Source organism: Sunxiuqinia elliptica, from assembly GCF_900113005.1.
Taxonomy (GTDB): Bacteria; Bacteroidota; Bacteroidia; order Bacteroidales; family Prolixibacteraceae; genus Sunxiuqinia; species Sunxiuqinia elliptica.
The window spans coordinates 23,681-48,422 of sequence record NZ_FONW01000014.1 but is presented as its reverse complement, the minus strand read 5'-3'; the positions used below and the strand labels follow the sequence as shown (position 1 = coordinate 48,422).

24 protein-coding genes are annotated in these 24,742 nt (G+C 40.7%); 13 read left to right on the top strand and 11 right to left on the bottom strand.

Translation table 11 applies throughout. The features are described from left to right. Nucleotides 1-3: 3 nt before the first annotated feature. The 7 genes from BM156_RS18490 to BM156_RS18460 all read right to left on the bottom strand — a co-directional run bounded on the left by BM156_RS18490 (nucleotide 4) and on the right by BM156_RS18460 (nucleotide 7,248). Nucleotides 4-459: an OmpH/Skp family outer membrane protein gene (locus BM156_RS18490; RefSeq protein WP_170847014.1), complete on the bottom strand. Its 456-nt coding sequence runs from the start codon at nucleotides 457-459 to the stop codon at nucleotides 4-6. Nucleotides 460-672: 213 nt separating this feature from the next. Continuing rightward, nucleotides 673-1,188 (bottom strand): OmpH/Skp family outer membrane protein, encoded by a 516-nt coding sequence (locus tag BM156_RS18485; RefSeq protein WP_093921437.1) that lies wholly within the window; start codon nucleotides 1,186-1,188, stop codon nucleotides 673-675. 63 nt (nucleotides 1,189-1,251) lie between these two features. Next, nucleotides 1,252-3,933, bottom strand: a complete 2,682-nt coding sequence (gene bamA / locus BM156_RS18480) for an outer membrane protein assembly factor BamA (protein ID WP_093921388.1) — start codon at nucleotides 3,931-3,933, stop codon at nucleotides 1,252-1,254. Between the two features lie 13 nt (nucleotides 3,934-3,946). Continuing rightward, nucleotides 3,947-4,690, bottom strand: coding sequence for an isoprenyl transferase (locus tag BM156_RS18475; protein ID WP_093921387.1), 744 nt, complete (start codon nucleotides 4,688-4,690; stop codon nucleotides 3,947-3,949). Between the two features lie 5 nt (nucleotides 4,691-4,695). Further along, on the bottom strand, nucleotides 4,696-5,502 hold the full coding sequence (locus tag BM156_RS18470) for a DUF6089 family protein (protein WP_093921386.1): 807 nt from the start codon (nucleotides 5,500-5,502) through the stop codon (nucleotides 4,696-4,698). Between the two features lie 185 nt (nucleotides 5,503-5,687). Beyond that, nucleotides 5,688-6,569: an NAD kinase gene (locus BM156_RS18465; RefSeq protein WP_093921385.1), complete on the bottom strand. Its 882-nt coding sequence runs from the start codon at nucleotides 6,567-6,569 to the stop codon at nucleotides 5,688-5,690. A gap of 13 nt (nucleotides 6,570-6,582) precedes the next feature. After that, nucleotides 6,583-7,248, bottom strand: a complete 666-nt coding sequence (locus BM156_RS18460; protein ID WP_093921384.1) for a CBS domain-containing protein — start codon at nucleotides 7,246-7,248, stop codon at nucleotides 6,583-6,585. Nucleotides 7,249-7,305: 57 nt separating this feature from the next. Between BM156_RS18460 and BM156_RS18455 the strand changes: the two genes are divergently transcribed. From BM156_RS18455 to BM156_RS18440, 4 genes are all read left to right on the top strand, one after another. Continuing rightward, complete coding sequence (locus BM156_RS18455; protein ID WP_093921383.1) at nucleotides 7,306-8,022, top strand: pyridoxine 5'-phosphate synthase; 717 nt, start codon at nucleotides 7,306-7,308, stop codon at nucleotides 8,020-8,022. Between the two features lie 85 nt (nucleotides 8,023-8,107). Continuing rightward, nucleotides 8,108-8,917 carry an alpha/beta fold hydrolase gene (locus BM156_RS18450; RefSeq protein ID WP_093921382.1) on the top strand — a complete coding sequence of 270 codons (810 nt, stop codon included), beginning with the start codon at nucleotides 8,108-8,110 and terminating at the stop codon, nucleotides 8,915-8,917. Nucleotides 8,918-9,145: 228 nt separating this feature from the next. Further along, nucleotides 9,146-10,027 (top strand): SRPBCC family protein, encoded by an 882-nt coding sequence (locus BM156_RS18445; RefSeq protein ID WP_093921381.1) that lies wholly within the window; start codon nucleotides 9,146-9,148, stop codon nucleotides 10,025-10,027. A 21-nt stretch (nucleotides 10,028-10,048) separates the two neighbouring features. Continuing rightward, entirely contained in the window at nucleotides 10,049-10,489 is a 441-nt protein-coding gene (locus BM156_RS18440; protein WP_093921380.1) for a VOC family protein, read from the top strand. 69 nt (nucleotides 10,490-10,558) lie between these two features. Here the strand turns inward: BM156_RS18440 and malQ are convergent, their stop codons facing one another. Both malQ and BM156_RS18430 read right to left on the bottom strand, forming a co-directional pair. Further along, entirely contained in the window at nucleotides 10,559-12,070 is a 1,512-nt protein-coding gene (gene malQ, locus BM156_RS18435) for a 4-alpha-glucanotransferase (RefSeq protein WP_093921379.1), read from the bottom strand. Beyond that, the gene (locus BM156_RS18430) at nucleotides 12,057-13,154 is read right to left on the bottom strand and encodes a Gfo/Idh/MocA family protein (RefSeq protein ID WP_093921378.1); all 1,098 of its coding nucleotides are present in this window, start codon (nucleotides 13,152-13,154) and stop codon (nucleotides 12,057-12,059) included. The genes malQ and BM156_RS18430 overlap by 14 nt, the downstream gene beginning before the upstream one ends. A 250-nt stretch (nucleotides 13,155-13,404) precedes the next feature. Here BM156_RS18430 and BM156_RS18425 point away from each other — a divergent pair, with 250 nt between their 5' ends. From BM156_RS18425 to BM156_RS18390, 8 genes are all read left to right on the top strand, one after another. After that, complete coding sequence (locus BM156_RS18425) at nucleotides 13,405-14,235, top strand: CvfB family protein (RefSeq protein WP_093921377.1); 831 nt, start codon at nucleotides 13,405-13,407, stop codon at nucleotides 14,233-14,235. A 218-nt stretch (nucleotides 14,236-14,453) separates the two neighbouring features. Next, nucleotides 14,454-16,682 carry a type IA DNA topoisomerase gene (locus BM156_RS18420; RefSeq protein ID WP_093921376.1) on the top strand — a complete coding sequence of 743 codons (2,229 nt, stop codon included), beginning with the start codon at nucleotides 14,454-14,456 and terminating at the stop codon, nucleotides 16,680-16,682. Between the two features lie 261 nt (nucleotides 16,683-16,943). Then, entirely contained in the window at nucleotides 16,944-17,489 is a 546-nt protein-coding gene (locus BM156_RS18415; RefSeq protein ID WP_212733558.1) for an RNA polymerase sigma factor, read from the top strand. A gap of 30 nt (nucleotides 17,490-17,519) precedes the next feature. Continuing rightward, nucleotides 17,520-18,038, top strand: a complete 519-nt coding sequence (locus BM156_RS18410) for a hypothetical protein (RefSeq protein WP_093921375.1) — start codon at nucleotides 17,520-17,522, stop codon at nucleotides 18,036-18,038. A 12-nt stretch (nucleotides 18,039-18,050) separates the two neighbouring features. Continuing rightward, complete coding sequence (locus BM156_RS18405) at nucleotides 18,051-19,148, top strand: hypothetical protein (RefSeq protein WP_093921374.1); 1,098 nt, start codon at nucleotides 18,051-18,053, stop codon at nucleotides 19,146-19,148. Nucleotides 19,149-19,255: 107 nt separating this feature from the next. Then, nucleotides 19,256-19,981 carry a head GIN domain-containing protein gene (locus BM156_RS18400; protein ID WP_093921373.1) on the top strand — a complete coding sequence of 242 codons (726 nt, stop codon included), beginning with the start codon at nucleotides 19,256-19,258 and terminating at the stop codon, nucleotides 19,979-19,981. 45 nt (nucleotides 19,982-20,026) lie between these two features. Then, nucleotides 20,027-20,530: a hypothetical protein gene (locus BM156_RS18395; RefSeq protein WP_093921372.1), complete on the top strand. Its 504-nt coding sequence runs from the start codon at nucleotides 20,027-20,029 to the stop codon at nucleotides 20,528-20,530. 20 nt (nucleotides 20,531-20,550) lie between these two features. Then, the gene (locus tag BM156_RS18390; protein WP_093921371.1) at nucleotides 20,551-21,183 is read left to right on the top strand and encodes a hypothetical protein; all 633 of its coding nucleotides are present in this window, start codon (nucleotides 20,551-20,553) and stop codon (nucleotides 21,181-21,183) included. 158 nt (nucleotides 21,184-21,341) lie between these two features. On the opposite strand, the gene pckA is transcribed toward BM156_RS18390, so the two are convergent. Continuing rightward, nucleotides 21,342-22,943, bottom strand: a complete 1,602-nt coding sequence (gene pckA, locus BM156_RS18385) for a phosphoenolpyruvate carboxykinase (ATP) (protein ID WP_093921435.1) — start codon at nucleotides 22,941-22,943, stop codon at nucleotides 21,342-21,344. A gap of 236 nt (nucleotides 22,944-23,179) precedes the next feature. Next, nucleotides 23,180-24,079, bottom strand: a complete 900-nt coding sequence (gene xerD, locus BM156_RS18380; RefSeq protein ID WP_093921434.1) for a site-specific tyrosine recombinase XerD — start codon at nucleotides 24,077-24,079, stop codon at nucleotides 23,180-23,182. Between the two features lie 164 nt (nucleotides 24,080-24,243). Between xerD and aroQ the strand changes: the two genes are divergently transcribed. Continuing rightward, on the top strand, nucleotides 24,244-24,663 hold the full coding sequence (gene aroQ / locus BM156_RS18375; RefSeq protein WP_093921370.1) for a type II 3-dehydroquinate dehydratase: 420 nt from the start codon (nucleotides 24,244-24,246) through the stop codon (nucleotides 24,661-24,663). Nucleotides 24,664-24,742: the final 79 nt, after the last annotated feature.

Sequence of the window (24,742 nt, the reverse complement as noted above, 5' to 3'; positions counted from 1 at the left end):
CTCTTATTGGATTCCCAACTTAGCTTTTACCAGTGGTAACAAATCAATACTTTGATTTGATTTGTACAACACTGCTCCTGCATCAAAAACATAAATTACGCCTTGCTCTTTGGCTACTGCTTCAATTGTTTCATTTGCTTTCGTGAAGATTGGTTGCATCAATTCTCCTTGCTTTTGTTGCAAACGCTGCTGAGCTGTTGTGTTAAAGTTTTGAATCCGTTGTTGCAAGCTCTGCAAATCTTCAACTTTTGATTGGTAAACAATCTCAGTCAATGAATCTTGCTTTTCTGAAAGTTCAGCCAACTTTGATTGATATTCCTGTTGCAATGCGCCCATTTGCTCTTCTAAACCTTTTGCCTCTTTTTCAATAGAAGCTTGAGCTGCTTTAGATTCAGGCATAGCTTGAATTAATGCATTTGAATCAATGTGCGCAAATTTTAATGTTTGAGCATTTACCATTCCTGCAGACAGAAACAAAATGGCTACTAAACAGATCTTGAAAATACTTTTCATTTGGTTATTTTTTCAGTGTTATTAGTTATTTTTCAATCTCATTATCAAACTCCTCCAAACATTGCAAAGATTCCCGTCAACTATCATTTAGTAGAAATTGAAAAACTACTTACAATCGTGTCCAGTGGATTTGAATTTTTCGTTGACAAATATAGAATATTAATTCTTATAACCAAGCTTTTCAAGCACTTGGTCACTAAGGTCATATTTAGGGTTTGTATAAAGCATTGTAAGGCTTCCGGCCTTGTCAAAAATCACCGCGTAATTCCCTTCGGTAGCTAGATCCTGGACTGCATTGAACACATCATCCTGAATCGGTTTAATCAACCCCTGACGCTTTTTAAACAAGTCTCCATCGCGTCCAAAGTACTTACGCTGTAATTCTTTATACTCCTTTTCTTTTCCAATAATTACATCCTCGCGTTTGCGTTTCATATCTTCCGACAACAGCACTGCCTCGGCCTGAAAATCCTGATACATCTGTTCAATATCAGCATGCATGGATTCCAATTCCTTTTGGTACTGTTTGGATATTTGATCCAACTGCTCTTGTGCAGCATTATATGCCGGAATATTTTCTAAAACATATTCTGTATCGATGTAAGCATACTTCTGAGCCATCGCTGCCGTTCCAAAAGCAATCAGAAAAACAAATAATAATACTTTCTTCTTCATGGCAATTTTATTTAAGTTCATACTTTCTCATTGTAAACAAATACCGAGCCAATTTGCTAACGACTAGAATTGCTGGCCAATAACAAAGTGGAATTGGCTTTTTCCAACACTGGTGTCACCATTAACGGCATCAAATCCATATCCCCAGTCGATTCCCATCAAACCAAACATCGGTAAGAAGATGCGAACACCAGCTCCTGCTGACCGTTTCAACTCAAATGGATTGTATCTTTCAAAATCATCCCATGCGTTACCAGCTTCCAGGAAGCCCAAGACATAAATTGTTGCAGAAGGTTTCAACGTTACTGGATAGCGCAACTCCATGGTCAACTTATTGTACATGTTTGACCCAGTTTGACGACTCAAGCTATAGTCTTTATAACCCCTCAACGAAATAATATCCGATCCATACAAGTTATATCCAGACATTCCAGATCCACCTACACGGAAACGTTCAAAAGGTGAGCGACGGTCTTTATCGTAATAGCCCAAAAATCCATACTCGAATTTTGTGTGCAATACTAAGTTTCTGTCCTGAGTAAGTGGCGTAAACCAAGCCCCTTTCATATTCCATTTATGGTACTCAATCCATTTGTACTTTTCTTCGCTTGACAAGTCTGGATCACCATAGTCAACATCATTAAACAAACTAAACGGAGGAGTAAATTGTAAGCTCACTGAAAACTCAGAACCACTTCTTGAGTACAAGGGGTTGTCAACCGAGTTACGTCCAAAAGCTGTTTTAAAGCTCAGGTTATTAAAACCTCCACCGCCAGATCCGTCATCATCACTCAAGAAGTAATAATAACCAGACATGTTCTGTAGTTTATAGTGCTCTAATGATAATTCATGGTAAACCGTGAAGAAGTCATCCGGCCATCTCAAACGATATCCATATCCTAATGCCAAACGAGTTGTCACCTGCACTTGATCATCTTCCGAAGTATTATCATCATTATACTGATAATAATCACCTGGATCATACGTAGGATAACCGCCGTAATAGCCAGGGTAACCGCCGCCATAATAACTTGATCCACCGTAGTAACCACCACCATAGCCACCGTAGCCACCATACCCCGGATAACCGCCATAGGCCGATCCATAAGGGCTGTAATTACTTCCATAATAGTTATTCTCAGAATAGTTAACTCGAGAGTGAGAGAACGAGAATGAGAATGAATTTGGTTTTTTACCACCAAACCAAGGCTCGACGAATGACAAGCTATAAGACTGATAAAACTTACCACTCGTTTGAGCACGCAAACTCAAGGTTTGTCCATCACCAGTAGGCAGTGGACGCCAAGCCTCTTTGTTTGGAATGTTCCGCACGGAAAAGTTTGAAAAACGCAAACCAACAGTACCTACAAACATATTGGCTCCCCAACCTCCAGATAACTCAATTTGGTCGTTAGCCTTCTCTTGCAATTCATATTTAATATCAACCGTTCCATTTTCAGGATGTGGAATTACGTTTGGATTAATCGCTTCCGGATCAAAGTGTCCCAATTGCGACAATTCACGAACAGAACGGATAATACGGGATTTACTAAACAAATCGCCAGGCAAGGTACGAAGTTCTCTTCGAGCCACATGCTCGTGAGTTTTCGTATTCCCTTCGATTAATACTTTATTGATTGTGGCTTGGTTTCCCTCGCGAATTCGCATCTCAAAGTCAATCGTATCGTTTTCAACACGAGCTTCTACTGGGTTCAAGTCGAAGAAAAGATAACCATTGTCCAGATACAGGTTACTCACCGCATCTTCATCTTCTGTCAAACGCTTATTCAATAGTTTCTGGTCAAACACATCGCCTTGCTTAACACCAAGGTAAGCATCCAAGTATTCTCCTGGGTAAATGGTATTTCCAACCCATTGAATATCTCCAAAGTAATATTTGTCCCCTTCGTCAAGCCAAATATCCAAGCGAATCAGATCTTCGTCAACCGTTGAAATACTATCTTTTACAATGGTCGCATCACGGTACCCTTTTTCATTGTACTTGTTGACCACGTTTTGCTTATCTTCTTCGTATTTCTCTTCATTGAATTTCTTGGTCAGGAAGAAGTTTTTCAGCCTCTTTTCATTGGTCTTCTTCATGGCTCTTCTCAGCATCTTCTCTTTAACTTCGGTTACACCATGAAAGACAATCTGATCAATCTTTACCTTTTCCTTCTTATCGACATAAATATCCAGGATAACACTATTTACAGACGCTGTATCATCACGTTGTACAATGTTTACATCCGTATTGAGAAAGCCTTTTTCAAGGAAAATATTCTTGATAATTCGTTCGGCATTGTTCAACTGGTTATCAGTCACCTGACTTCCTTTCAACAACAATACCTTTTCTGTAATATCGTCTTTTTCCCCCTTTGATACACCGTAAAAATTCACATCGGCCAATTTAGGGCGTTCCTGAAGATAAATGTCCAGCCAAATTTTGTCCCCTTCGATTTTGCTAGCTTCAATCTTCACATCTGAAAACATCTGATGCCCCCACAATTTCTTAATTGCAGTTGTAATCTGGTCACCAGGTACAATAATTTCATCACCAACGGCAAGTCCCGAGATCTGAATCAACACATCGGTATCGAGATAACGAATACCCAACACATTGATTCCTGCAATGGTATAATTCTTTGGACTGGAGTAATAGATGGAAAAATTAGTGCTTTCGGTTACCTGTGCCTGAACACCAACACTAAAGAGTAACAGGATTAAGAAAAATTTCAGTTTACGCATTTTCTGGAATTGATTAGCTAACTAGTTGTTGACTGGTTTTACCAAACCTTCTTTCTCTGTTCTGAAAATCACAAATCGCTTCAAAAAGATTTTCCTTACGAAAATCGGGCCAAAGCACCGGAGTAAAATAAAGCTCTGCATAAGCAATCTGCCAAAGCAAGAAGTTGCTGATCCGGGTTTCGCCACTTGTTCTGATTAACAACTCTGGATCTGGTATTCCTTTTGTAGCCAGGTATTTATCAAGTAGATTATTATTTATTTCTTCGACAGTAAGTATTCCTTCCTTTACATCGGTAGCAATTTGACGAATCGCTTGGGTTATTTCCCATTTTGAGCTGTAGCTGAGAGCAAGTACCAAGGTCAGCCCAGTACTGTCTTTCAACTTATTTATCGACCAATTCAGTTTCTCCTGAACCTCTTCAGGAAGACTGGCCAAGTCTCCAATCATGGCCAACCGAACATTCTGCTCTTTTAATTTCTCCGTCTCATCAGTAATTGCCTGCACCAAAAGGCCCATTAAGGCAGTCACTTCGTCTTGTGGACGTGACCAATTTTCAGTCGAAAAAGCATATAAGGTTAGGTATTGTAGTCCAACCTCAACAGCACCTTCAACCGCAGAACGAACCGCATCAACTCCATGCTCATGGCCAAAAGCCCGTTCGTTTCCTTGCTTGGCCGCCCACCGTCCGTTACCATCCATAATGATGGCTATGTGCTTGGGAAGGTTGCTCTTTTGTATTTTTTCTTTTGCAGTCATTTGCTCTAATTAATATTTTCATATACTGGACACTCACTGTTACCGTTGAAAAAACGATAAGTCAAATGTACTCCAACATGAAGTGTAAAATCATTGTTGTGGAGAAAACTATTGTAAGTTTTCCAGCTTCCCGAAGTAGGTGTTCCATCTGCTGCAGTTGTTCCCTGCACATAATATTTCCGCGGATCATCCAAGTCATCCACTTTATCGTTGAAATACTTACGCAGAATAGCTTCCACCCCAATTCCTAAACGGCTTCCAACATTAAATTTGAATCCAAACCCGATAGGTACGTTTAATCCAACCGTTGACTTATCGGCTGGCGTCATTACCTCTCCATAAACATCTGCAGGTAATTTCAGTAACTCAGAGTCTTGCAAATAAAACAGCATTTGGCTCTGTCTCATTCTTGCAGGATCATAGGTATATGTGAACAAACTTGTTCCAATTCCCCCCAGCAGATAGGTCGTTGCTCCGTAGCGCTTACTTCCAATCAAGTACCTAAAAAAGTTAAACTCTCCCATCAATGACAGGTCGGTCATAAACTTGTTAAAGTCCCATGGATTTTCTTCATACATACCGGTAGCTCCAATGGTTCCCAGCATCGCACTGGTACGCAAGCTTACCCGCGAGTTAAAGTTGTACCTTAGAAACAGTCCTACATTCGGATTCAAAGAACTTGCCATGTCAACGTCTGTCATATCGCCAGTATAGCTACCAACGCCACCCCAAATACCCAAATCTGCTGTTCGCTGAGCAGATACTGAACTAAAAATGAGGATGCTAAAAATGATTACAAAAAATCTTTTCATCGACTATCTTTTTCATTGAAAGGTTGATAATAAAAAGACAGTATGGTAAAACATTCTGGCATTCAATAACAACATTAAAACATAATTCCTTTCAAGAGCTACAAAAGTAATATAATTCTCAAAACATCTTACCGACTGCCTATTATAAAACCGAAATAGAGGTTAAAAATTGTTAAGCTAAATCGTTAATTTCTCTTGTCTGCTCCCCACATCAGTTTGTTACGAAGAGTACTAAAGAATCCATGTCCCGGAAGTTTTAATGTTTTAACATGAAAGTCGGCTTTACCGATACGAAGTTCACCCGGAAAATCAATTGCTTCGGAGCGCGAATCCAACGAAGTCAGAAACTGGTGTCCGCGTCCTTCAACCTGTAACCGTAAAGAGACATTATCAGGCACAACAATTGGACGAACAGTAAGGTTATGTGGTGCGATTGGAGTAATGACTAAACTATTGGAATCTGGTGTAAGAATTGGGCCGCCAACACTCAACGAATAGGCTGTTGAGCCTGTTGGTGTTGCAATAATCAAACCATCAGCCCAATAAGTACTTAAGTATTCCTCATTCAAATAAGTGTGAATACTAATCATCGAAGAGGTGTCCAATTTGGTCACGGCAATTTCGTTCACGGCGTAATTAAAATCACCAAATAAATGACCAGCCTCCTGCAAACGAAGGACTGAGCGCTCTTCAATCTCATAATTTCCATCCCAAATATGATCGATTGCTTCGTGCATATCATCACGAGATATGTCGGATAAAAAACCAAGACGTCCCAAGTTTAAGCCAATAGCCGGAATCGATTTATTCTTGATGGTCAAAACAGACTGTAAAAATGTTCCATCGCCCCCAATACTCACTAAAAAAGCAACATCGTCAGGCAGGTCTTGCCCCGATTTGAATAAACCTGCAATGTGCGGTTGCACATGACATTGATTTTTTACAAAATCGAAAAAAGGCTCATACATATAAACCTCTATCTTTCGTTCTTTCAGTAAGCTAAATAATTTGGCCAGGTCAGGCGTAAATGCAGTGTCTGTATTGATTCCAAAAATTGCAACTATCATAGCTTTGCTTGCGCTAAATATTCATATACTTTAATAACTGATTAAACCGGTCGTCATACATGTTATTAAGGATAGCCTCGTCCATAAAGACTGACCGAATTGAGTAATCATATCGTACAAAGGTTTGAATAATTGGTGAAAGATCAACCTGATTAATCTTTAAAGTTATCAGTAATTCTTTTGAGTCATCTTCCCGATAGGTATACATGCTTAGAATTTTAGCATCATTACCTTCAACAATTTGAGCAATTTGAGACAAGGAATAGTCCAAGGGGGTTAACTCCAATACAATAATACCGCCGGGTTCATGAACCGCCACCAAATCGGCAAAGGTTCGCGATAAGTCCATCACAGAAATAACGCCCTGATAATTGTGCTTCAGGTCAAGTACCGGAACCAAACTCAACTTCAATTCAGACATTAAAGAAGCGACTTCGTAAATGTGCTGATTGGTATGTACATGTGGGCGCACCAGATTCTCACGACAGTCATCCATCTTCTTTTCAATCAGGTTCAGGTCATAAATCGCCTTATCCGAAATCAGTCCTAAGTATTGATGACCATCCACAATCGGAAGATGGGTAATCCGGAAAATCTCCATCCAATTCAGCGCTTTTTGTCCATCATCGCTAAGTCTTAAAGGAGGAATCACCTCTGATATGAGTTGTTTTGCAATCAATTTTTTTTATTTGTTTCGATTCTATGTTGTAACTTGCAGCCCTCTATTAAAAATATTATGACAAGACTTAGTGTAAATATAAACAAAATAGCAACATTAAGAAATTCAAGAGGCGGTCATATGCCTAGTGTTCTCGATGCTGCAATCAACTGCCAAAAATTTGGTGCTGAAGGAATTACCGTACATCCACGCCCCGATGAACGACACATCACCCGACAAGATGTTTACGACATCAAGCCTCACATTTCCACCGAGTTTAACATCGAAGGTTACCCTAGTGAGGCATTTATCCAATTGGTCTTGGATGTCAAAGCTGACCAAGTCACTTTAGTACCAGACCAACCGGGGCAATTAACCTCAGACCATGGCTGGGACACCATTACCAATCATGACTTTTTAGTTGACGTCATCGGTCGGTTTAAAGCAGCGGGAATACGCACTTCCATTTTTGTCGATCCTGATCTCAAACAGATTGAAGGCGCATCCCGAGTTGGAACCGACCGCATTGAACTATACACCGAACCTTATGCTACCCTTTACCCTATTGATGCAGACAAGGCGGTTGAACCTTTCGTTAAGGCAGCCGAGCTAGCTCATGAGTTTAATCTTGGGATTAATGCAGGCCATGATTTGAGCTTGAAAAATCTGAAGTTTTTGATTGACAAAATTCCTTATATCGATGAAGTCTCTATTGGTCACGCACTCATTGCCGATGCCTTGTATTTAGGCTTACGAAACACCATTCACGAATACCTTGATTGCATCAGGCCCTAAACAAAACGGCGGCACTTGAGTTATTTGTATAGACCAATCAAAGCTCGTAGCTAATCCCTAAACTGACAACTAAAAAAGATTAGTTATGCAATTATTTTTTCGGGAAGAAGGAAAGTCCAATTCTCAAACCATTGTCATTGTGCATGGTTTGTATGGGTCGTCGGACAATTGGCTAACCGTGGGAAAAAAGCTTGGCTTAAACTACCATGTTTACCTGATCGATCAACGAAATCATGGACGTTCGCCCAATGCAGACAGCCATACTTACGAGAATATGACCGAAGATTTGGCTGCTTTTTTTGAAGAGCACCAAATTGAAAAGGCAACCGTTATTGGCCACAGCATGGGAGGTAAAACGGCGATGTTCTTTGCGGCAGAATATCCGGAGAAAGTTGAAAAATTGATCGTCGCCGATATTGCCCCAAAAAACTACCTGGACCTTCAAGAGAAAAGCCAGTACTATTTGCATCAGCACATCCTGGAATCATTAAAAGAAGTCAGACAACAACAATACGAAAGCCGAGAGGAGATTGCCGATTTTCTACGTCTTAAACTAGACAACGAAAGCCTGGTGTTGTTTCTGTTAAAGAATGTGTACCGCAACAAAGAGACACACAAGTTTGACTGCCGCATCAATGTCGATGTTTTGTACGACTACCTTGACGAAGTAATCAGTGGCGTGAATTATCGCTGGTTTGAAGATCGGATGCCAATTCTGAACTACCCGGTTTTGTTTATCAAAGGCGAAAAGTCACCGTATATCTCAGATGAAGATGAACAGCGAATCCGGGAAATTTACCCAGAGGTTCAATTCGAAAATATTCCAAATGCTGGCCATTGGCTACATGCCGAACAGCCACAACTTTTTATGGAAGCTTTAGAGCGGTTTATCTAGATACCGCTCTGGCTTTATGCCAGCACTCTACTCCTTCCCTATTTCATTAAGAATTACAGAAACAAGATCTTTAGCGACTTACATCTTTTCAACCGTCATCCAAATCATGGCTGAGCTGTCGCAAATTCCCTTTTCTTTCGTCGTAATAACACTGTCTATTTCTCTGACAATCGCCTTAACTTTATCCTAGCAAACAAATAGGATAATAACATATTAATATCCAGCATCATGAAAAACTCAGAGAAAATACAAATTACGGTAAAGACCACTATTCAAGCACCGATAGAAAAAGTATGGGAACGCTGGACCAATCCAGCTCACCTGGTTTTTTGGAACAGCGCTTCGGATGATTGGCACTCGCCACGAGCTGAAAACGACCTACGCGTTAACGGAAAGTTCAACACGCGCATGGAAGCCAAAGACGGAAGTACCGGTTTTGATTTTGAAGGAACTTATACTAAGGTTGAACCATTAAGCCGAATTGATTACCAATTAACGGATGGACGGCAAGTCAAAATCAGTTTTCAAAAGCAAGATGGTTACACGCAACTAACCGAAACTTTTGATGCGGAAGATCTCCATCCCATAGGAATGCAGCAAGCTGGCTGGCAAGCTATTTTAGATCGATTTAAATCCTACTCCGAACAATTACAACAAGATAGCCGGCTTCATTTTGAAATCTTAATTGACGCAAAAGTAGACAAGGTTTATCAAACCATGCTTTCATCCAAACACTATACTGAATGGACTTCAGCTTTCGACCCCACCTCTCACTTTCAAGGCTCGTGGGCTAAAGGAGAAGAAATCAGATTTATTGGAACCGACCACAATGGCAACGAGGGCGGTATTATCTGCACCATTCAAGAAAACATTCCCAATCAGCTGGTCAATATCCAATACCAGGCTCTCATCCAAAAAGGGCAAGCAATAAGCACTGGCCCCGAAGCTGAGAAGTGGATTGGAAGAACGGAAACCTACACCTTCAAATCACAAAAGGACAAGACACTGCTTCTGGTGGATACCGACTCCACCAAAGAATTCAATGATTTTTTCCAAACAACCTGGCCTCAAGCTTTGAAAAAGCTAAAAGCAATATGTGAACAGAAATAATGAACCTTAAAATTAAAAACAATGGCAACAGTAAGCACTTATCTGAATTTTGATCGCAACACAGAAGAAGCTTTCAACTATTACAAATCTGTTTTTGGAACGGAATTTTCACAAGATGGTATCATCGCTCGTTTCAAAGATATTCCTCCTCAGGAAGGCATGCCTCCTATTCCTGAGGAAGATCAAAACCTCGTTATGCATGTCGCACTTCCAATTTTAGGAGGACACATTCTTATGGGAACGGATGCACCGGAATGCATGGACTTCAAAATCAGTCCGGGAAATACTGTGTACATCAACCTGCAACCAGACACACGACAGGAAACGAGACGCTTGTTCAAAGCCTTGTCTGAAGGCGGCACTGTTGAACAAGAACTACAAGAAATGTTTTGGGGCGACTACTACGGAAGTTGTAAGGACAAATTTGGTATTCAATGGATGCTGAATTGCTCCGAGAAATAGAATTGATTTCTCTATGGAAATGAAGTAAAATCCTACTTCATTTCCTTGCTACATTTTCCACGTCAGCTGTCAACCTTCATCTGAAGAAGAAGTTGCAAACCAACAGCGATTATACTTTTCTGTCATTCGTTTTAAGAAGATGCGCTGTGCAGGCCGGATTTGTTTCCATTGAAAACGCCATTCCCAGTTTCCGTGAGCTACTCCCGGAACATTCATTCTGCCCTTACTATCTAACCGGAGCACATCCTGCATAGGCATAATGGCCGTTCGGGCAACCGAAGCCCAAGCACTTTCGACAACCGGAACAAAAGCTCTGGAGTGATTGTGCCCAAAATATTTTTTCAAATTCCGCTGCTCAACTTTTGTTGCTGATTTTAGCCACCCAAGCGTTGTGTCATTATCATGGGTTCCTGTGTAAACCACAAAATTGGATTCATAGTTGTGTGGCAAATGCTCATTCTCAGCATCCGATGCAAATGCAAACTGCATCACTTTCATCCCCGGTAAATCAAAAGCTTTTCGTAGCTGCTCCACCTCCGGAGTAATGATTCCTAAATCTTCAGCAACCACCGGCAGTTCCCCAATTTGAGACCTCAGGAGTTTCAGCAGCTCCATCCCTTTGGCCGGCCACCACTCCCCGTTCTCAGCTGTTTCCTCAGCTGCATCAACGGCCCAGAATGATTCCAACCCCCGGAAATGATCAATCCGAATCAAGTCAAACATATTCAGGCAAAAATGCAAACGAGCAATCCACCAATCGTACTTCCGCTCTGCCAATTGCTCCCAATCAAAAACCGGACAGCCCCACAGCTGACCAGTTTCGCTGAAATAGTCAGGCGGCACACCTCCCACGTGAGTAGGCTCTCCCTCTTCATTCAATACAAACAAATCCTGATTAGCCCAAACATCAGCACTATCTAAAGCGACATACAAAGGCAAATCTCCAAAAAGCTGAACTCCCCCGGCATTCGCATAACTCTTCAATTCAAACCATTGCTTAAAAAAGATGAACTGCACAAAACGATGATAATTAATCACCTCCGAGTATTCGTGATGAGCTACATCCAACACATGGGAATCTCGCTTTTTATAACCGTCCTCCCATTCATTCCAAGCGGCTTCCGGTTGCTCATCTTTCAGGGCCTGAAACAAAGCATAATCATTCAACCACCAAGCGTGCTCCCCCAAGAAAGTGTAATAATCATCTTTAAACAGATCGAAAGATTTTTTGAAACGCTGATAGGCCTTTTCCAACAAGTTTCTTTTTTCAGGGATCAAGCGCTCAAAAGCAACCTTCTTTGCCGGAAAATCAAGCAATACCTCCAACTCCGCACGCTCCAAAAGCTTGTCGCTAACCAAAAGTTCCAAATCAATCAATAGCTCGCTTCCTGCAAAAGCGGAGTAACTCTGGTAGGGAGAATTCCCAAAACCAACCGGCCCCAAGGGCAATATTTGCCATACCTTCTGTCCACTTTCAATCAAAAAATCGACAAAAGCATAAGCATCTTTACCTAAGGTTCCAATGCCATATTGGCCCGGCAAAGAACTTACATGCAATAATAATCCGCTATTTCTTGTCATCAGTCAAAAAATGAGCTCGGAAGGTATCCAAATGCAAAGCTGTTTCCCGAACCAAACGTTGCACCTCTAAACCATGGTTTAAGTCAGGGACATAAGCTTTTTCGTCCTTGCCATCTAAAAACAAGTAATGCGCATGAACCATCGAACGCAACCAGCCCGGAGGTACATGTCCGGAAGGGAAGCTACTTATCGGCGTATAATTGCTACCAACAGGTTGAGTAGTCCACTGCCCCGTTTCTTCAAGAAAATATTCAAACGATTCAGCCCGGTGTGAACTGTAGCGCAAGGTTCCTTTTTCAGCATAAATCTCAAGATGCACCAAATCTCCTGTTCCAGAACTAATCCGGCTGGCAGAAAGTGTTCCTACAGCTTTGCTGTCAGTATCCAACAGCGAAATCAGTGAGAAAAGATCAGAATCAGCAGGAACATCATTGAAGTCTCCTCCCTGCAACGCGTTGGTTATTTTGAGCTCATCGCCCAAAAAACTCACCAATAAACTAATCCCATGCGAACCTAAATCAGCCATGGCTCCGCCATCAGGAGCTGGTGTTAAACGTGTCTGACGTTTATCGCGGTAGCTTTGCTGTAAATAATCGCCATGATAATACTTCAAGTCAAAATGAATCGGTTTTCCCAGTTTGCCTGATTTCCAAAAATCAATGGCCTCGCGCACTGATGACGTTTGTAAATACTGAAAACCAACCTGCACTTCCTTTCCTTCCAACGAAATGGCAGCCAGATCCTTTTCTTCCTGTAAACTGGAGCAAACCGGCTTCTCCAGGTAAATTCGTTTTACATTCGGCATCGCAGCAACTGCCTTAAAGTGATCGGCATGTACTTTGTTCGGACCCAAAATAAAAACGGTATCCAATGCCTCGTTGGCAATAAACGCTTCAAAATTTTGGGACTGCCGAAACCCATAACTTTTGGCAAACTCGTTCCGACTTGATTCCCGTTGAGAGCATACTGATTCGAAAATAATCTCAGGCGTATCAGCATAAAAATAACGCAATGAGTTCAAGGCATAAGCATGAGCCTTGGCAATTCCTCCAGCACCTAAAAAACCTATTTTGACTGTAGACATAATTCTTCTTTTTTGATTCGAAATCTCAAAAATAAAGCTTTTCTTCTGATCCTATTGACTTTCTGTATTAAATCGTGAACGAAGTTTGCACCTTCAAATTTGATAAACTAAAGCGACTGTTCTCCTGCCAATCTCTTCCCTGCACTTCACCCTTTGCACTCGACTATTTATTCTTTGCCTGAAAAAACAAAACTCATTACCAAAATTTCAAGCGAAAACGTACCTTTGCCGATATTATAAAAATGAAACAATGGCAGCAATTGGTTTGATTAACGAGCTTGAAGTAGTTAAAGAAGTAGACTTTGGGATTTACCTTGACGGAGGTCCTCATGGCGAGATTTTAATGCCTAAACGGTATGTTCCCGAAGGCACCAAGCCCGGAGATCAACTTTCTGTTTTTATCTACCTTGATTCAGAAGATCGCCTGATAGCCACCTCTGAAACACCCAAAGCAATGGTTGGCGATTTTGCGCTCTTAAAAGTTGTTTCAGTTACGCCAGTGGGAGCTTTCCTCGATTGGGGTTTGCCTAAAGACTTGTTAGTCCCTTTTCGTGAGCAACATCAACGCATGGAGGCAGGACGTTCTTACCTGGTTTATGTGTATCTTGATGATGAAAGCCAACGCATTGTCGCCACCTCAAAGTTAGATAAATGTGTTGACAACGTCCCGGTTGATTATGAAATTGGCGAAGAAGTAGACTTACTCATAGCCGGACAAACCGACTTAGGTTTTAAAGCGATCATTGACAACAGCCACTGGGGAATGCTATACAAAAACGAAGTTTTCCAACCACTGAAAGTTGGGCAAAAACTCAAGGGTTTCATTAAAAATATCCGCGAAGACGAAAAAGTCGATCTGGCTTTGCAAAAAGAAGGCTACGAAAAAATCGACACTATTTCTCAGGACATTTTAAACAAGCTGGCTGCTCACGATGGTTTTCTACCTCTAACAGATAAAAGTTCACCTGAATTAATTCAGGAAACATTCAAGATTAGCAAAAAGAATTTCAAGAAAGCGATTGGATCATTATACAAACACCGGCTGATCAAACTAGAGGAGAATGGCATAAGAATGCTTTAACCCAAAAACAGGAAAATTCACTTCTCCCTGGAAAGGGAGATTTTCCAATTATTCATTAATTTTGTCTGCCAGCGAAAAATACTGCTTCAGTCAAGACTGAATCTTACAGCCGTTTGTTCATCAAAAATGTTCCAAAGAAAAAGTTACATAGAAAAAGCTATTTCCCAATTGAATAACCCCAAGGAGTTACAGGAGTCTCCATTAAAAAATTTAGACGAATGAAACTTTGTATTGCCGAGAAACCAAGTGTTGCCAAAGAAATTGCACAAATTATTGGAGCCAAAAGTCGGCGTGATGGTTATTTTGAAGGAAATGGCTATCAGGTGAGTTGGACTTTCGGGCACTTGTGCACTTTAAAAGAACCTCATGACTATACCGCTCGCTGGAAATACTGGAACATTAACGAGCTTCCAATGATCCCAACCCGTTTTGGCATCAAAGTGATCGATGACGAAGGTGTCCAAAAGCAATTCTCTACTTTGGAAAGCCTGATTCAAAAAGCAGATGCCATCATCAACTGCGGTGATGCTGGTCAGGAAGGAGAGCTAATTCAGCGATGGGTGTTAACCAAAGCACGCAATCAAGCTCCGGTAAAGCGCTTGTGGATCTCCTCGCTAACCGAAGAGGCCATACGAGAAGGCTTTGACAAGTTGATGGAAAGCTCCGAATTTGACAAGCTGTACGAAGCAGGAAGCGCCCGGGCAATTGGCGATTGGCTTTTGGGCATGAATGCCACCCGCTTGTACACCCTGAAATTTGGGCAGAACAAACAGGTACTTTCCATTGGACGAGTGCAAACTCCTACCCTTGCCCTAATTGTTAATCGGCAGCTCGAGATTGAAAACTTTAAACCAGAGCCATTTTGGGAAATAAAAACGATTTATCGCGAAGCTACTTTTTCAAGCACTTCCGGGCGATTTATGGAAAAAGAAAAGGCTGCAAAAGTGCTCCTTGAAATTTCGGACAAGGAGCTATTCATCGATAAAATTGGCAAAAGAAACAGCAAGGAGCATCCGCCTCGCCTTTTCGACCTAACTTCCTTGCAGGTTGAATGCAACCGAAAATTCAACCTGAGTGCTGATGAAACACTACGCACCATTCAATCGCTTTATGAGAAGAAAGTAACCACCTACCCACGTGTGGACACCACTTTCCTATCTGATGATATTTACAAGAAAGTGCCGACAACACTCAAGAACTTAAAAGGCTACGAAGAATTAACCCAACCAATACTTGCCGCAGGAAAAATTAGAAAGTCAAAAAAAGTATTCGATAATAAGAAGATTACCGATCACCATGCCATTATTCCTACAGGAGTTAGTCGCATTGACCTTTCTGATGCCGAACGCAAGGTGTATGATCTGGTTACAAAACGCTTCATCGCTGCATTTTATCCGGATTGTGAAATTGCCAACACCACCGTTGAAGCGCATGTAGAACAACATCAATTTAAAGCTACTGGCAAGCAAATCCTGAAACCAGGTTGGCGAGTCGTTTTTCAGAATGACAAAAAAGGAGCTCAGTCGGAAGATAATATTCTACCTCCATTCACCCAAGGAGAACACGGACCTCATCAACCTGATTTGCAGGAAAAGCAAACGCAACCTCCTAATTATTATACCGAAGCAACTTTACTGCGAGCAATGGAAACAGCCGGAAAGAACATGGATGATGACGAGCTTCGGGAACTGATGAAGGAAAATGGAATCGGACGTCCTTCAACCCGAGCCAACATTATTGAAACACTCTTTCGCCGGCGCTATATTCGCAAAGAGCGTAAGCGCCTTGTTGCTACGCCAACCGGTGTTGATTTAATCAATACCATCGAAAACGACCTACTTAAGTCGGCTGAATTAACCGGACAATGGGAACGAAAGCTTCGCCAAATAGAATCTGGAGAGTTGGAGATTGCGCAATTTATGGCCGACCTAAAAAACATGGTAACAGAAGTGATTTGGCAGGTAAAAAATTCCCGTAAAAAGGAAATTACCATTCTTGAAGATGAAGCAAGCAAGGCCAAAGAAAAAACAAAGGCAAAAGGCGAAAAGAAAGCATCAAGCAAGCCAGCCAAAGATTTGCTTTGTCCGCGTTGCCAAAAAGGGAAACTAATAAAAGGAAAATCAGCTTGGGGATGCTCTGAGTGGAACAATGGTTGCCACTTTAAGATTCCCTTTAAATGGTTTGACAAAAAACTTACCGACAAACAAATAGAAGCTTTGGCAAGCAAAGGGAAAACCCCTTTAATCAAAGGCTTTACCTACGAAGGCTTAAAAATTGATGGAAGATTGCTCCTTCAAGAAGATCAAGACATCAAACTACACCCTCAGCTAAAAGAAGATCCAGTTTGCCCAAAATGCAATGAGGGAAAAATACTTAAAGGCAAAACAGCTTGGGGATGCTCTAACTTCAAATCGGGCTGCAACTTCCGACTCCCTTTTGAGCTTTAGCTTTTTATTAGGGTAATTTTGATTTATCTTTCGCAAATAAACAATCGAATCTGATATTTCATCACAAAACAAAAATATCAAATTAACCTGCCACGCCTTCAATCTGACCAACTAACACTCTACCAGTCAATTAAAACTAGCAAAAACACACGACACCTCTGCATTAAAGTTCCGACAAACAATATTTTTTTGATCTTTGTAATACAATCTTGCAACCCTGCAATTTTTTGCTTGTCATTATTAGCGAAAACAGAATAGAAATTGGGCAAAGCGGCATTCATACATCAACACCTGATCGAAGACTGTAAGCGTGGTATAGACCATGCTCGGTTTGAGATTTATCAGCTGTATTCCAAAGCGATGTTCAACGTGTGCTACCGTATGCTGAACAGTCGTGAGGATGCCGAAGATATGCTGCAGGAGATTTTTCTCCAAGCATTCACCAAGCTCGATAGTTTTCGCTACGAATCCAGTTTTGGAACCTGGCTAAAAACAATTGCCGTTCGAAGCTGTATCAATGCCATAAACAAGCGAAAGCTCGACTTGGTGTATTGTGATGAAGTATACGATCAAAAGCCACCGGAAGAAGAACCGGATGCCGCAACGCTCACGACCGACAACGTCCTCAAAGCCATGGAGGAGTTACCTGAAGGTGGCAGGATCGTTTTCTCTCTTTACCTGCTCGAAGGCTATGACCACGGTGAAATTGCTCAGATTCTGGGCATCACCGAGTCAACTTCGAAATCGCAATATATGCGAGCTAAACGCAGGGTACAGGAATTATTGAAAAATCAGCATTTAAGCTGATTACAACTAAATGAATTAAGTTTTTCTCAGATGAAAGAAGATCGTTTTGAAAAATTTGTAAAAGACAACCGCGATGACTTTGATGTGCATAGTCCATCACCAGAAGTCTGGGATAAGCTAAACAAGCAACTACAGGTCGAAAGTAGCAAAAAGCCTAAAAAGAGCCGTCACTGGCTGAATATAGCTGCAATGATTGCACTGATCATTGCAGGATCTGGCGTTGTTGTAACCAACCTCGTTCTTCCTAAAAATAAACTACAAATAGCCCAGGAAATGGATCCTGAACTTAGAGAGTTAATCGAAGCTGAAGCTTATTATGCCCATCAGGTCAATGGTAAAATGAAAGAAATACGCCGTTGTTACCAACTAATTCCTGAGCTTCAAATGGAAGTGGAGAACGACTTACAAGAATTGGAAAGTATGTACAATTCGCTAAAAACAGACTTGAAAGAAAATATTTCAAATAAAGAAGTGATTGAAGCCATGATTGAAAACAACCGTTTCCGAATGAAATTGGTTGATGATGTTTTGGCACAGATTAATTGCTAAAAGTTACCAGACATGATAAAATTTAGTCGCCAACTATTGAGTCTTTTGTTATTTCTAACTGTCGTTGTTGCCGCCCAAGCTCAATACACAGAAACAAAAGAATTTCAAAAACGCTTTGCTGTAGAACCTGAAACAGCTATTGAAATATCCAACAAATACGGAAAGGTGGAACTGGTAACCTGGGATAAAGACTCTGTGTTGTTTGATATACGCATGAAGGTAGAAGAACGAAAAATGAATCGGCTCGACAGAACACTAAACAACATCGACTTCGATTTCACCAGCAGTTCGCATTACCTGATAGCCCGCACCATTGTAGACAAGAACAAGAGCCAACTGGAAGCTGAGTTTCAGCGCTTTAAAGAAACACTACTGCAAGCAGATGGCACCATTGAGATTGACTATAAAGTTTGGGTACCAGCCAGTAATTCCTTAAAAGTCGAGAATAAGTTTGGCGACATTTATATCGACGACTATAACGGACCAATTACCATTGGGCTCAGTAACGGCAAACTGAAAGCACACGACTTAACCAACCAAGCAACAATCAAGCTAAACTTCGCCGATGCCTCCATCAATTCGATGAAAAAAGGGCGTATTTTTACGAATTACAGCGATTTCTACCTCAAAAAGGCTGACGATATACGGATATCCAGTAAATCCTCTGAAATCGAAATTATCGAGTCTAAATCGCTCACCATTGATTCCCGACGAGATAAGTTCAGGTTACGCGAATCTGAGCAGGTTGAAGCCGATGCCAGCTTCACTTCTTTCCGACTGAACAAGCTCATTGACCGGGGAACTTTTCGATTTGCCTACGGAGACTTGGAACTAGAACAAATCGCTCCCGACTTTTCTGATTTATATATTCAATCGCGAACAACTGACGTCAGTCTCTTCTTTTCTCCCGAGGCCAAATTCAACTTCGAATTAACCGAAAGCAAAGTTGATGTTACCTTCGGCCGAGAGTTAAAACAAACCGATAAGGAAGTAATAGACTCTAAAAACAGTAGTAATCGCATTAAAGGTTATTTCAAACAAGAAACCGATAAAAAACACAAAGTACAGATCAACGCGACTGCAGGTAGTATACGGATTTTCAGCAACTAATAAAAATTTGAATATTTTTTTCGGCTGATTGCAACCTCTTTTATAAAAGCCTGTCCATTATAACAGAAACAGACAACAAGCTTTTAACATTCAGAAAACAGAACATTATGGAAACAATGAAAACTTCCAGAGTAACTTTGTTATTATTGGCTGTAGCTCTTATGCTCAGTTCGTGCCTCGAAGACCTTTCCATTCACGGAAATGGAAGGCTTGCAACCGAAGATCGATGGGTTGCTCCGTTCAATAAAGTAAAAGTAACCGGAGAATACAACGTCTTCATCGTTCCTGGAGATGAGTACACGGTAGAAGTAACTGCCGAGTCAAATCTACTAGGGCATATCGTCACAGACCGAGATGGTGACAAACTCAAAATCAGAACGCGAGGTATCAATAACCTGCACCACACAATTCCAATTGAGATCTACATTACCACTCCGCATCTAAACCAAGTCAGCCTTAGTGGTCCAGGACTTATTCAAACCGAAAATTTTACAACCAACAAATTCGAAGTCTTCTTATCCGGTTCGGGTTTAATTGAATCCAATGTTGATACAAACGAACTCGAAGCCAACCTGTCCGGTTCCGGAGAAATAAGGCTTTCTGGTTTCTGCAAACACTCTGATTTACTTATTAGTGGCTCTGGAAAAATCCAATCGTATGGTATGGAACAAGAAAGCTGCCATGCGACCATTTCCGGAAGTGGGGACATCCTTGTCAATGCAAGCGACTGGATTGAAGCCAGAATATCTGGCAGCGGAGACCTGCTTTTTATCAACTGGCCCGAAATCAGCAGCAATATTTCCGGTTCAGGCAAAGTCATTAACGACAATTAAATATTCCAAGAATAGATATAAAGCCTAATCACAGAATAAATAGCGATGAAACGACTACTATTAATTTTAATAATTATTTTTTCCGCACAACTAGGCTTTGCTCAACAATATGAGCAAGCAATTGGTATTCGAGGAGGTCGATCTTCCGGCTTCGAATATCGTGCCTATGCCAACGAAGCACTTTCATACAAAGTACTGTTAAGCACCCGAAAAAGAGGGCTACAACTTACCGGCATGAAAGAATTTCATCAGCATGGCTTATTTGACTTCTCCGATCAATTGGTTTTCATCTATGGCTTTGGAGCACATCTTGGATTTGAGAAGTGGAATGCCTACGATCCAAATGATGAATTCTACCAACCTTACAATTACGAATCGCGTACGGGACCAATAGCTGGACTTGATGGACTCGCTGCTGTAGAGTACACCTTAAGAGATGTGCCACTAAACTTCGGAATAGAGGCCAAACCCTATTTCAACCTCTTTGGTAAAAACTTTTTTCAGCTTTACCCATTCGACTTTGCCTTTACAATTAAATACCTTTTCTAGAAACAATTAAACAAGAGAAAATGAACAAATTTGGATTACTTATTTGCCTGCTGTTACTGGTCAGCTCGGTTGCAGCCCAATCTGAGCAATACGCCAACAACCAGGAAGAATTTAAAACCATCTTTTCCAACAAGCGATCAAACGGTGGCTATGGAGCGTTAAGTATTGCCTATTCTGAAATTGATAACAAAGACGCCATCATTGTAGGTGCCCGTGGAGGATGGATCATCAATCACTCTCTAGCCATTGGACTGGGAGGCTACGGATTTGCAAACGACATCAACTACGACAACCTTTTCAACGATAATCGGGATTACAACCTGGCTGGAGGATACGGAGGGTTATTTGTAGAGCCCATTATTGGCCCCAAACTACCCGTTCACATCTCCATTCCCATCTTATTTGGTTTTGGAGGAGTCTCCTATGTTGAACATCACAACAACTGGGACTATTGGTGGTCAACTGATGATAAAAGCGATGTTTATTTCGTCTTTGAACCAGCAATTGAACTGGAGTTTAACGTTACTCGTCATTTCCGCTTAGCAGCAACAGCAAGTTATCGTTTTACATCTGATATTGAAATGCTATATACCGACCCGGATATTCTGGAGGGCTTAACCGCAGGATTGGTATTTAAATTCGGGAAGTTCTAGTCTGTTTTACCCAAATCAGTCAGAGGTCGTCAGTAGGGCGACCTCTTTTATGCTTTCAATATTCGATATTAGCAAGCATAAAAAAGCCGGAGAAAATATTCTCCGGCTTAAATATGATTAAAGAGCAGCAAACGCTACTTTCTTTATTCGATTGTTTATTACAACTGAGGACCAGCAGCAACCAATGCTTTACCTTCTTCGTTATCAGTATATTTCTCGAAGTTTTTGATGAAGCGGCTACCCAAATCCTGAGCTTTTTCTTCCCATTCTTTAACATCAGCGTATGTATCACGTGGATCAAGAATGTTAGAATCAACTCCTGGCAATGCAGTAGGAACTTCCAAGTTGAATACAGGAACTGTTTTAGTTTCTGCTTTTTCAATTGAACCATCCAAAATTGCGTTGATGATACCACGAGTATCTTTAATTGAGATACGTTTTCCAGAACCGTTCCATCCAGTGTTTACCAAGTAAGCCTCAGCTCCGTGCTCTTCCATTTTCTTCACTAACTCAGCACCGTACTTTGTTGGGTGAAGTGTCAAGAAAGCAGCTCCGAAACATGCTGAGAAAGTTGGCTGAGGAGCAGTTACGCCACGCTCAGTTCCAGCTAATTTTGCAGTAAATCCTGAAAGGAAGTGATATTCGGTTTGCTCTGGAGTCAATTTTGAAACTGGAGGCAATACACCAAAAGCATCAGCTGAAAGGAAAATAACCTTTTTAGCGTGACCAGCTTTTGAAGGAACTGCAATGTTCTCGATGTGGTTAATTGGGTATGATACACGAGTGTTCTGAGTTACAGAACCGTCAGTGAAATCAATTTTACCATTCTCGTCAACAGTTACGTTCTCCAAAAGAGCATTACGCTTGATAGCTCCGAAAATTTCTGGCTCAGCGTCTTTGTCCAAGTTGATTGTTTTAGCGTAGCAACCACCTTCGAAGTTGAAAACACCTTCATCATCCCAACCGTGCTCATCATCACCAATTAGCTGGCGGCTTGAGTCAGTTGAAAGCGTTGTTTTTCCAGTTCCTGAAAGTCCGAAGAAAATAGCAACATCACCTTCTTTACCTACGTTAGCAGAACAGTGCATTGAAGCCATTCCTCTTAGTGGCAAATAGTAGTTCATCATTGCGAACATACCTTTTTTCATTTCACCACCATACCATGATCCACCGATCACTTGCATTTTTTCAGTCAAGTTGAAAACAGTGTAAACTTCAGAGTTCAATCCATGCTCTTCCCATTTTGGGTTGGTAGTTTTAGAACCATTCATTACAACGAAATCAGGCTCACCATAGTTTGCCAATTCTTCTTCAGTTGGACGAAGGAACATGTTTTTCACAAAGTGAGCTTGCCAAGCTACTTCCATAATGAAACGAACTTTCAAACGAGAATCTTCGTTAGCACCACAGAAAGTATCCATCACGAAAAGACGCTTACCTGAAAGTTCTTTTGTAGTTGTTGCTTTCAAGTCATTCCAAACTTCCTGAGAAATTGGCTTGTTATCGTTAGGTGACTCTGGAGATGTCCACCACATAGTGTCTTTAGTTACATCGTCTTTAACAATGTATTTGTCCTTAGGAGAACGTCCTGTAAAAACACCTGTCATTACATTGACTGCATCTAACTCAGTTAATTGACCTTTCTCGAAACCTTCCAATTCTGGACTCATTTCTTCTTCAAATAACTGTTCGTAAGATGGGTTATGTACGATTTCTTTTACATCAACAATGCCGTACTTTGATAAATCTAAATTTTTCATAATCAACAATTAAAAAATTAATATTCCAACAAAACCAATTTTTTTCTCGGCACACAAAAATAATTTTTTTTTCCGTTCCCTTTCGGCAGGTAATTTGAAATTAAGGTTATTTAGCAATGTCTTAACCAAAAAAAGGACAGCACATCTTTCAATGTGCTGTCCTGCAATACTATAGTTTAAAATAAAGGTCGAACTTAAAATGTTAAGAAATCATTAAACAGAACCATAAAAATCGCCTACGATCTTGGGTGAAATTGGCTAATTGTCGACTTCAAATAATCACGATCAAGATGAGTGTATATTTCAGTCGTCAAGATCGACTCATGTCCCAACATTTCCTGAACAGCTCTTAAGTCAGCACCACCAGAAATCAGGTGTGTGGCAAAAGAGTGACGGAACGTATGAGGACTGATTTTCTTATCCATTCCCACTTTTTGAGCCAAGTTTTTAATGATCGTAAAAATCATCACCCGGCTTAATTTTTTACCCCTACGGTTTAGGAACAAAACATTTTCAGCTTCCGGACTAATTTTTAGCGTTTTTCGGTAGCCATTCAAATACTTGTTAATCTCAACAACCGCCTTTTCACTAACCGGAACTAAACGTTCTTTTTCTGCTTTTCCTTCAACTTTAATAAAGCCTTGCTCAAAGAATAAATTAGTCACCTTCAGATTTACCAACTCAGAAACACGTAACCCACAGCTATACAATGTCTCCAACATTGCTTTATTGCGCTGTCCTTCTGGTTTTTCCAAATCAACAGCATCAATAATGGTATCAATTTCTTCCATCGTTAACACATCTGGAAGTTTTCGTCCAATTTTTGGAGATTCCAACAAAGTTGTAGGATCACCCTGAATCTTTCCTTCTATCAACAAGTATTTAAAGAAGGACTTGATACCAGAAATTGTGCGCGCTTGTGTACGAGGAGAAACGCCCCGACTGTTTAAATCCTCTACAAAACTTTTTAAGTGATTCAATTTTACCTTTTCAGGTGCCAGACGCTTGAAATTCCCTTCCAAAAATACCATCAACTTATTGATATCGTTCACATAAGCAGCAATGGAATTTTGAGATAAGGATTTCTCGAGTCTCAAGAAATTTTCAAAACCTTTTTTGCTATCTTCCCATTTCATAATTAAAAGCATTTAAATTTGTTCTCAAATCATTTTTAGTAATTTTGGTTCTGCATCTTTCTTACAAAATAATGATATTAGTTTCTTCCCCAAGAATACATAATTATCAATACGTCGTTCGATGAGCGAAAGTTACTAAAATTTAAAATAAAAGTACAATAAAAATGAAAATATTGTTAATCAATGGCCCAAATTTGAATCTTTTAGGGCGCAGAGAAAAGAATATTTATGGAGATCAGCCATTCGAAAGCTACTTTAAAGACCTTCAAGCGAAATACCCTCAGCTTGAGTTAAGCTATTTCCAATCGAATGTAGAAGGCGAATTGATTAACCAACTTCATGCTTGCGGCTTTTCCTATGATGGTATTATTATCAATGCAGGAGCCTATACACACACCTCCGTTGCTTTGCGCGATGCAATCGCTGGCATCAATACGCCAGTCGTTGAAGTTCATATTTCTAACATTTTAACCCGAGAAAATTTCAGACATGAGTCACTTATTGGTCCCGTTTGCGTAGGAAGTATTATGGGATTTGGACTCGATTCCTATCGTTTAGGGGTTGAAAGCTTTCTCAAAAGTTAAGTTTAGAATCATTTAACGGATTCAAAAGGTTCTTTTCACCTAGCTGTAATAAAAAAGTCTAATTTTGCCGGCCGTAATT

Bases quoted from the DNA above. Each gene is read 5' to 3' on its own strand.
- BM156_RS18490 (WP_170847014.1), bottom strand. From the start codon at position 459: ATGGTAAATGCTCAAACATTAAAATTTGCGCACATTGATTCAAATGCA.
- BM156_RS18485 (WP_093921437.1), bottom strand. From the start codon at position 1,188: ATGAAGAAGAAAGTATTATTATTTGTTTTTCTGATTGCTTTTGGAACG.
- bamA (WP_093921388.1), bottom strand. From the start codon at position 3,933: ATGCGTAAACTGAAATTTTTCTTAATCCTGTTACTCTTTAGTGTTGGT.
- BM156_RS18475 (WP_093921387.1), bottom strand. From the start codon at position 4,690: ATGACTGCAAAAGAAAAAATACAAAAGAGCAACCTTCCCAAGCACATA.
- BM156_RS18470 (WP_093921386.1), bottom strand. From the start codon at position 5,502: ATGAAAAGATTTTTTGTAATCATTTTTAGCATCCTCATTTTTAGTTCA.
- BM156_RS18465 (WP_093921385.1), bottom strand. From the start codon at position 6,569: ATGATAGTTGCAATTTTTGGAATCAATACAGACACTGCATTTACGCCT.
- BM156_RS18455 (WP_093921383.1), top strand. From the start codon at position 7,306: ATGACAAGACTTAGTGTAAATATAAACAAAATAGCAACATTAAGAAAT.
- BM156_RS18450 (WP_093921382.1), top strand. From the start codon at position 8,108: ATGCAATTATTTTTTCGGGAAGAAGGAAAGTCCAATTCTCAAACCATT.
- BM156_RS18445 (WP_093921381.1), top strand. From the start codon at position 9,146: ATGAAAAACTCAGAGAAAATACAAATTACGGTAAAGACCACTATTCAA.
- BM156_RS18440 (WP_093921380.1), top strand. From the start codon at position 10,049: ATGGCAACAGTAAGCACTTATCTGAATTTTGATCGCAACACAGAAGAA.
- malQ (WP_093921379.1), bottom strand. From the start codon at position 12,070: ATGACAAGAAATAGCGGATTATTATTGCATGTAAGTTCTTTGCCGGGC.
- BM156_RS18430 (WP_093921378.1), bottom strand. From the start codon at position 13,154: ATGTCTACAGTCAAAATAGGTTTTTTAGGTGCTGGAGGAATTGCCAAG.
- BM156_RS18425 (WP_093921377.1), top strand. From the start codon at position 13,405: ATGGCAGCAATTGGTTTGATTAACGAGCTTGAAGTAGTTAAAGAAGTA.
- BM156_RS18420 (WP_093921376.1), top strand. From the start codon at position 14,454: ATGAAACTTTGTATTGCCGAGAAACCAAGTGTTGCCAAAGAAATTGCA.
- BM156_RS18410 (WP_093921375.1), top strand. From the start codon at position 17,520: ATGAAAGAAGATCGTTTTGAAAAATTTGTAAAAGACAACCGCGATGAC.
- BM156_RS18405 (WP_093921374.1), top strand. From the start codon at position 18,051: ATGATAAAATTTAGTCGCCAACTATTGAGTCTTTTGTTATTTCTAACT.
- BM156_RS18400 (WP_093921373.1), top strand. From the start codon at position 19,256: ATGGAAACAATGAAAACTTCCAGAGTAACTTTGTTATTATTGGCTGTA.
- BM156_RS18395 (WP_093921372.1), top strand. From the start codon at position 20,027: ATGAAACGACTACTATTAATTTTAATAATTATTTTTTCCGCACAACTA.
- BM156_RS18390 (WP_093921371.1), top strand. From the start codon at position 20,551: ATGAACAAATTTGGATTACTTATTTGCCTGCTGTTACTGGTCAGCTCG.
- pckA (WP_093921435.1), bottom strand. From the start codon at position 22,943: ATGAAAAATTTAGATTTATCAAAGTACGGCATTGTTGATGTAAAAGAA.
- xerD (WP_093921434.1), bottom strand. From the start codon at position 24,079: ATGAAATGGGAAGATAGCAAAAAAGGTTTTGAAAATTTCTTGAGACTC.
- aroQ (WP_093921370.1), top strand. From the start codon at position 24,244: ATGAAAATATTGTTAATCAATGGCCCAAATTTGAATCTTTTAGGGCGC.